3 protein-coding genes are annotated in these 4,084 nt (G+C 77.1%); 1 reads left to right on the top strand and 2 read right to left on the bottom strand.

Going from position 1 to position 4,084, the window contains the following annotated elements; all coding sequences use genetic code 11:
- The coding region (locus tag GTR00_RS15960; RefSeq protein ID WP_166612578.1) for a hypothetical protein at positions 1-691 on the top strand (691 nt) is incomplete at its 5' end.
- Between the two features lie 40 nt (positions 692-731).
- Here the strand turns inward: GTR00_RS15960 and GTR00_RS15965 are convergent.
- Both GTR00_RS15965 and GTR00_RS15970 read right to left on the bottom strand, forming a co-directional pair.
- Positions 732-2,123, bottom strand: coding sequence for an APC family permease (locus tag GTR00_RS15965; RefSeq protein WP_166612579.1), 1,392 nt, complete (start codon positions 2,121-2,123; stop codon positions 732-734).
- Positions 2,120-3,967 carry a putative bifunctional diguanylate cyclase/phosphodiesterase gene (locus tag GTR00_RS15970; protein WP_205705946.1) on the bottom strand — a complete coding sequence of 616 codons (1,848 nt, stop codon included), beginning with the start codon at positions 3,965-3,967 and terminating at the stop codon, positions 2,120-2,122. Before GTR00_RS15970 ends, GTR00_RS15965 begins: the two co-directional genes overlap by 4 nt.
- Positions 3,968-4,084: the final 117 nt, after the last annotated feature.

Here is a 4,084-nt window from a genome sequence, read left to right on the forward strand (position 1 = left end):
GGTGAGCGCGGCGGAGCTGGTGCCGGAGGCGGGGACGACGCTGCCCGAGCGGCCCGGGAGCGTGCCGGACTCCCCCGCGCTGCGCACCGCCTTCCGCCTGGCCGCCGCCGCCCGGCGCGGCAAGGCCGTGCACACCCGCGGGGCCGTCGTGGCCGCCGAGCTCGCCCGGCACGGGCTGCGCGAGCGCACCGGGGTGGCGTGGCTGGACGAGCCCGGCACCGACCGCGCCCTCGTGCGCTTCTCCCGCGCCGCCGGGCTGCCCCGACCGCTGCCGGACGTGCTGGGCCTGGCGCTGCGCGTGACCGGACCCGACGGCGAGCCGCGCGACCTGCTGCTGTCCACCACCGGCGACCGCGGCGCGCGGCGGCGCCTGCTGCGACCGGCGCTGGACTGGCGCTCGGGCACCTACTCCAGCGTGGCGGCGTTCCGGACCCCCGCCGGTCCGCTGCTGACCGCGGCCCGCTGGCGCGGGGGGTGCTTCCTGCTGGCCGTGGCCGCCCCGCGCGGGCCGTGGCGGCCCTTCGCCGAGCTGCACCTGCGCGAGGACCCCGCCACCGCCCCGGACCGGGTGCTCACCTTCGACCCCGGCCGCTACCCGGTGCCGGGGATGGAGGTGCCGCAGCGGTGGCTGCGGCTGCGCGAGCCCGCCTACGCCGGCTCGCGCGCCGGGCGCGCCCGCCACGACCGCTGAGACCCCGCGACCGCCGGAGCCCCGCGACCGCCGGCGGGCCTCAGCGCACGGCGGTGCGGCGGCGCGCCACGAGGTGGTTCACCCCCCACAGCACCACGCCCAGCGCCAGCAGCACCCCCGCGATGCGGTACTGCTCCACCGCCCGCCCCGACGTCCACGGCAGCACCAGGTACGCGCACGAGAGCGCGCCCAGCACCGGCGCCACCCGGCCGGCGGAGAAGTGCCGGTGACCCACCGGGTCCCGGCGCAGCACCAGCACCGAGACGTTCACCACGCAGAACACCGTCAGCAGCAGCAGCGAGGTGGTGCCGCCCAGGACCGCCACGACCGGCGAGTCCGGCTCCAGCGAGACGTACGCCAGCAGCGCCACCGCCAGGGCCGTCGTCAGCAGGATCGACACCCACGGGGTGCGCCGGAACGGGTGGACGGTGGCCAGCACCGGCGGCAGCACGCCCTGCTTGCTCATCCCGTACAGCAGGCGGCTGGCCATCATCATGTTGATCAGCGCCGAGTTCGCCACCGCGAACATCGAGATGAACGGCAGCAGGTCCGAGATCGGGAACCCCGGCGCGGCGGTCTGCACGACCTCCACCAGCGGCGTCTCGCTGGCCCGCAGCTCGCCCACCGGCACCACGGCCACCGCGCAGATCGACACCAGCACGTACACCACGGCCGTCAGGCCCAGGCCGGTGAGCATCACGCGGGGGAAGACGCGGCTGGGGTCGCGCGTCTCCTCGGCCATGTTCACCGAGTCCTCGAAGCCGACCATCGCGAAGAACGCCAGCGACGTCGCCGTGCTCACCGCCAGCAGCAGGCTCTTGTCCTCCGGCGTCTCGAACGCCACGACGCGGGAGAAGTCGCCCTCCCCGCCGCCCAGGAACCAGGCGCCCACGCCGATCACCAGCAGCAGCCCGGACAGCTCCACGAGGGTCAGCACGACGTTGAGCCGCACGCTCTCGCCGACCCCGCGGAAGTTCACCGCCATCACCAGCAGGATGAACACCAGGCCGACCGTCAGCACGGCGCCGTCGCTCGCCGCCCACCCCAGGCCCTCGGCGAGGTTCGCCGCGAACGCCCGCGAGGCCGCCGAGGCCGAGGTGATCCCCGAGCTCATGACGACGAAGCAGACCAGGAAGGTGAGGAACTGCACGCCGAACGCCTTGTGGACGTACAGGGCGGCGCCGGCGGCCTGCGGGTACTTGGTGACCAGCTCCAGGTAGGACACCGCCGTCAGGGTCGCCACGGCGAAGGCGACGAGGAAGGGCAGCCACGCGGCGCCGCCGACCTCGCCGGCGACCTGGCCGGTCAGCGCGTACACGCCGGTGCCGAGGATGTCGCCGACGACGAACAGCAGCAGCAGCTTGGGCCCCAGGACCCGCTTGAGCTCCGGTTGGTCCTGCACGGTCGAGGGGGTGGGGGCGCTGGTGCTCACGGTGACCTCCCGGGCTGCGGATCCTCCGGACGAGCGGTCCACCCGATGGTGCCGCCGCGCGGGGCCGGGTACCAGTGCTGCTCGGGCGCGGGCCGCCCGTAGAACCAGCCCTGCGCGAACTCCCAGCCCTGCGCGCGCAGCCGCACCGCCTGCGCGACGGTCTCCACGCCCTCGGCCACCGCCACCAGGCCCAGCCCGCGCGCCAGGCCCGCCACCGCCGCCGCGATGCGGTCCGCCGCGGCGTCCTCGGGCAGGTCGGCGACGAGGGCGCGGTCCAGCTTCAGCGACGTCACCGGCAGGTGCTGCAGGTACGCCAGCGCCGAGTAGCCCGTGCCGAAGTCGTCGATGGCGACGCCCACGCCCTCCTCCGCCAGGCGCGCCAGCTCCCGCACGGTGGTGGTGTCCCCCGACAGCAGCGAGTGCTCCAGCAGCTCCACCACCAGCCGCCCCGGCGCCACGCCCCGCCGGCGCAGCCCGGCGGCGACCTCGTCGGCGAAGGTGCCGTCGAAGCGGGTGGCGCAGGTGTTCACGGCCACGCGCACGCCCGGGCGGCGCTGCAGCAGGTCCAGCGCCCGCTCCAGCACGAACGCGTCCACGGCCGCGGCCAGGCCCGCCTCGCCGGCCACCGGCAGGAAGTCCTCGGGCAGCAGCAGGCCGCGCTGGGGGTGCCGCCAGCGCACCAGCGCCTCGAACCCGGTGCGCGTGCCGTCGGCCAGGCGCACCACCGGCTGGTAGTGCACCTCCAGCTCCCCGCGCGCCAGCGCCCGGCGCAGCCCGTTCTCCAGCTCCAGGCGCCCCAGCACCCGCTCGCGCATCACGGGCCGGAACAGGCGCACCGTGCCCGGGCCGGCCGACTTCGCCTCGCGCAGCGCCGTGCCGGCGTCGCGCAGCAGCGCTCGCGACTCCGGGGCGCGCCCGGCGCCGCGCTCGGCGACCGCGACGCCGACGCCGGCCGCGCAGCCGACCTCGCGCCCGTCCACGCGCATCGGCTCGCCCAGCACCGCCGTCAGCCGGCCGGCGGCCTCCAGCGCCGCGCCGGCCAGCGGGCCGGCCAGGCCGTCGACGACGACGGCGAACTCGTCGCCGCCCAGGCGGGCGACGACGTCGCCGCCGCGCACCGCGCCCAGCAGGCGGCGCGCGGCGGTCACCAGCACCTCGTCGGCGCCCTCGTGGCCCAGGTCGGTGTTGAGGACCCGGAAGCGGTCCAGGTCGCACACCAGCAGGGCCAGCGGCGGGCCCGGCGCGGCCAGGCGCGCGCCCAGCTCCTCCAGCAGGGCGGCGCGGTCGCGCAGGCCGGTGAGCGGGTCGTGGCCGGTGCGGTGCAGCTGGTCGGCGGCCCGCCGGTGCTGCTCGTCGTCCTCGGCGAGCTGGGTGACGACGACGGTGCCGCCGTCGATCCGGGCCAGCGCCACGGTGGCGCGCCCGGGGAAGGTGGTGCCGTCGGGGCGGCGCACGAGCGCCTCGCACACCAGGGCGCCGCCGCCGGTGAGCAGGTGGCGCACGACGTCCTCCAGCGGGAAGCGGCCCTCGGCGGTGAGGACGACGTCCTGCAGGACCCGGCCCACCAGCAGCTCGCGGGGGCGGCGCAGCAGGGTCTCGTAGGCGGGGTTGACGTCCAGGACGAGCCCGGTGGGGTCGGTGACGACCACGCCCGCGGACAGCGACTCGTACGCCTGGCGCACGCGGCCGGCGCTGGCGCGCGCCGCCGCGGGCCGCGGCGGGCGCAGGGGCAGGGTCGTGGCGAGGTGGCGCAGGACGGCCGCGGAGGCGGTGCTGGAGGTCGCGCCGGCGGGGGCGGTCGCGGCGGGGGCCACCGGCCCCGCGCGGGAGTTGTCGGTCGTCACGGGCACCCCCTCCCTGCGCTCACCCCCCCGATTGTCTAGAAGAAGGGGGCTCGGAGGAAGCTCCGGCGTGGCGTAATCTCCCAGCGCCCACCGGCACGCCGGAGCTTCCTCCGAGCC

Origin of the sequence: Kineococcus indalonis, assembly GCF_009906395.1 — a bacterium.
In the GTDB taxonomy this organism is placed as follows: Bacteria; Actinomycetota; Actinomycetes; order Actinomycetales; family Kineococcaceae; genus Kineococcus; species Kineococcus indalonis.